Here is a 2,775-nt window from a genome sequence, read left to right as displayed (position 1 = left end):
GTACGGGAGGCTTGAGACCGTAGGACTGCCTATGGCGTTTAATAGCCTCACTGGGTATGCGCCATGACGCGCGCTCGCCTGCTCTATACGCTCCCGGGAATCGCCCCTCCTTGAGGTACCCATAGAGGGTGACAAGGTGGATCCTCTCCATGTCGGCCACTTCTCGAGCTGTGTACACTCGACCAGTCACAGCGCTTCACCGCCTTCGGGTAGCGTTACCGTGTGAGCACCGTTATCGCAGTGGTCAGCGTGGCGATCGCGCTGGGAAGCCTCATCGTCGCCATCCTCGCCCGCACTGACACGAAACGCGGCCAAAGACTGGCTCAGGAAGCTAACCGCATCGCCCAGGAAGCAGGCCTCGCAGTGTCCGAGGCTAACCGCCTGGCAGCACAGGCAAACCAGATAAGTAGCGAGGCGAACCACGTCGCGAGGAGAGCACTCAAGGCGAGCCAAGACAGAGCTGACTTCGTATGGCGGCTTGAAAGTGAAAACAGAGGTGAGCTCATCACCGTGATGAACGAGAGTTCCTTCGACGCATACAGTGTGTCCATTACTGTCATGTGTGAAGACGCTCCCGTACGAGTGCTCGATGGGGTAGACGTACCCGCATTTGGTGAGCATTCGTTCACGCCCGATTTGCTCCATGAGCATCTGCTTGAACTGTTCGCACAGCCCGTGCCGAGCCGCGTGAGTATTGATGGCGTTCGACGCATGAGCGTTCCGAGCAGTATTACGTGCCGCGTGTTCATTCACGCGTCGTCTAGCAGCGGGGTGGAGCGTCAGAGCGTGCTGGATCATCGCTTCAGCTAGCTGCACAGTCGGATCAGTGTTTGACGTGCTCACAGTGAAACCTCCTTGTCGGCGGGTTCGCGGCATGGAATAGGCGCTGGACCTGTTCGGCTTCACGCCACCCAGCGGGGCGAGGAGTATCAAACGACTTCACAGCGAGACCTCCTGTGCGTAGTACTGGTCCCACACTTGTTCCATGAGTGGGCGGTCTTTACGCGTGTACCCGTTGCACATGCGGGTCTGCCCGTTCGACAAATGCAGCGCGTATTGTTCGGGGTCTTTACCATGCTTCAGCGTGTAGGCGGCTTTGACGCGTTTGCCGAACGTGCCTCTAATGGATTTCAGTTGCTTGCCGGTGACGCCTTTGGATTTGAGGAAGTCTTGCGTGTAGAGGGGCGTGTTCTTGTCTTCCAGTTGTGGGTATTCGCCGAGGCCTTGGGCGAGGATGCAGCGGGCTTTGGCTTCCAGATGGTCGGGGTGGATGAGGCCTCTGGCGGCTTGGCATAGTTCCATGCGGGCGCGGGCCTGGAAAATCGTGGCGTTAGTCTCGTGCGCGCGCTGCTCGGCCGCGTAGTAGCCATGCTGACGAATCTGAGGGAGGACCTCGTGCGTCACCCAACGCTTAAATGCTTTCGCCTCTGGTTTGCGGCTCTTGAAGATTAGCGAGTACAGGCCAGCCTCGTTAACAACGTTGGCGCTCCCTTGACGACCTAAGTAATACTTAGCCCGTTCATCTTCTTCAAGTCCTTCGAGTGCGACTGTTGTGTTTGTGAGTTCGAGGATGTCGCACACGTCCTTAGCGATGAACCACGGCGTACCGTCCTCTGTCGTAACCGTGCGGACACTGGTACCCTCATACGTGAAGGGAATTACTTCGTTCATTTTTTGATTTCCTTTCTCCCCAGTCGTCCTTACCGGCTGGGGGTTTCACTTTCTGCTTGCTTTTCTGCTTCTTCAGCCCTGCGCATCAGCTCCGACGCTGGGACACCGAGCGCGTTGGCAGCTTGGATGACTTCTGAATATTTCAGTTTCCGTTCCCCGTTGAATGCTCTGGAGAGCCTTTCGGGGTAGGTGTTCATCCTGTGTGCTACTTCTTTGAGCGTGATCTGCTGTCGTGCAGCTTCAGCCCTGATTTCCAGCGCAACGTTCACCCCTTACCTCCTGTTCTATTCGGAACTTCTGGGGACAGGTTATGTTCCAAATAGAACTATGTCAAGCTGTTGACGCAGGTGTGTCTATTTGGAACACTTAGGTTATGGCTAGAAAACCTGCAGATATGGATGAAGTCGAGCGTAAAGCTATCGGCATTCTTCGAGGAGCATTCGAGCAGTCAGGGATGACACAAGGAGAACTCGCGGACAAGGTGGGAGTTGCTCGCACCACAATTTTGAAGACCTTTGCAGGAAGCCGAGCAACATACATTTCAGAATTCGAAGGAATCGCAAAAGCCTTGGGTCTTTCTCCGTGGCGTGTGATGCGTCAGGCTGAGGACGCGCTCGAAGCCGCGCCCAGTAACGTCCTGCGATTCCCCGCCACCAGCAGGCAGGAAAACCAGCGTGAGGCAGACGCGATGATCGCAGAACAGCGGTACGCCGCCTCACAGCTCAAAACCGGTGAGAAAGACGCACCCCAATACCCGGACGCGGACTGAAATGCACACGGCCACCATTACCATGCTTCCCGTGAGCATCATGGTGAGCGAGACGAGCGTGATCGACTGGATCGAACGGCAAGGTGTGCGCGTCATCGACGCTGACCTGCCAGGCGGCTTGTGGGGAGCCTACTCACTGACACGCGGCCTCATCGCCATCCACACAGGGCTGTCAGCGTCGCAGCGGCTTTTCGCTCTCATCCACGAGTCAATACACGTGCAGAATCAGCATGACGGCCACCAGTCGGAGCCTGTGGAGCGCCGCATCGACGAGGAGGCGGCCTGCCTGATGATCGACCGCGTGGATTACATGTGGGCTGAGTCGCAGTACGGGT

6 protein-coding genes are annotated in these 2,775 nt (G+C 56.9%); 3 read left to right on the top strand and 3 right to left on the bottom strand.

Translation table 11 applies throughout. The features are described from left to right. Window positions 1-178 (bottom strand): helix-turn-helix domain-containing protein (locus tag HMPREF2975_RS13130; protein WP_227469351.1); only part of this gene is annotated, 178 nt, incomplete at its 3' end. A 44-nt stretch (window positions 179-222) separates the two neighbouring features. Between HMPREF2975_RS13130 and HMPREF2975_RS08555 the strand changes: the two genes are divergently transcribed. Then, window positions 223-810, top strand: coding sequence for a hypothetical protein (locus HMPREF2975_RS08555; protein WP_070727074.1), 588 nt, complete (start codon window positions 223-225; stop codon window positions 808-810). 129 nt (window positions 811-939) lie between these two features. Here HMPREF2975_RS08555 and HMPREF2975_RS12825 read toward each other — a convergent pair whose 3' ends face one another. After that, on the bottom strand, window positions 940-1,671 hold the full coding sequence (locus HMPREF2975_RS12825; RefSeq protein ID WP_070727072.1) for a BRO-N domain-containing protein: 732 nt from the start codon (window positions 1,669-1,671) through the stop codon (window positions 940-942). Between the two features lie 29 nt (window positions 1,672-1,700). Beyond that, window positions 1,701-1,940: a helix-turn-helix domain-containing protein gene (locus tag HMPREF2975_RS08545; protein ID WP_070727070.1), complete on the bottom strand. Its 240-nt coding sequence runs from the start codon at window positions 1,938-1,940 to the stop codon at window positions 1,701-1,703. Window positions 1,941-2,044: 104 nt separating this feature from the next. Between HMPREF2975_RS08545 and HMPREF2975_RS08540 the strand changes: the two genes are divergently transcribed. Both HMPREF2975_RS08540 and HMPREF2975_RS08535 read left to right on the top strand, forming a co-directional pair. Continuing rightward, window positions 2,045-2,440 (top strand): helix-turn-helix domain-containing protein, encoded by a 396-nt coding sequence (locus tag HMPREF2975_RS08540; protein WP_083314494.1) that lies wholly within the window; start codon window positions 2,045-2,047, stop codon window positions 2,438-2,440. 1 nt (window position 2,441) lies between these two features. Then, a partial coding sequence (locus tag HMPREF2975_RS08535; protein WP_141757381.1) for an ImmA/IrrE family metallo-endopeptidase occupies window positions 2,442-2,775 on the top strand: 334 nt, incomplete at its 3' end.

This window comes from Actinomyces sp. HMSC065F12 (genome assembly GCF_001814535.1).
Classification (GTDB): Bacteria; Actinomycetota; Actinomycetes; order Actinomycetales; family Actinomycetaceae; genus Pauljensenia; species Pauljensenia radingae_A.
Note: the sequence above shows the minus strand (reverse complement) of the source record. Positions and strands in the feature narration are given on the sequence as shown.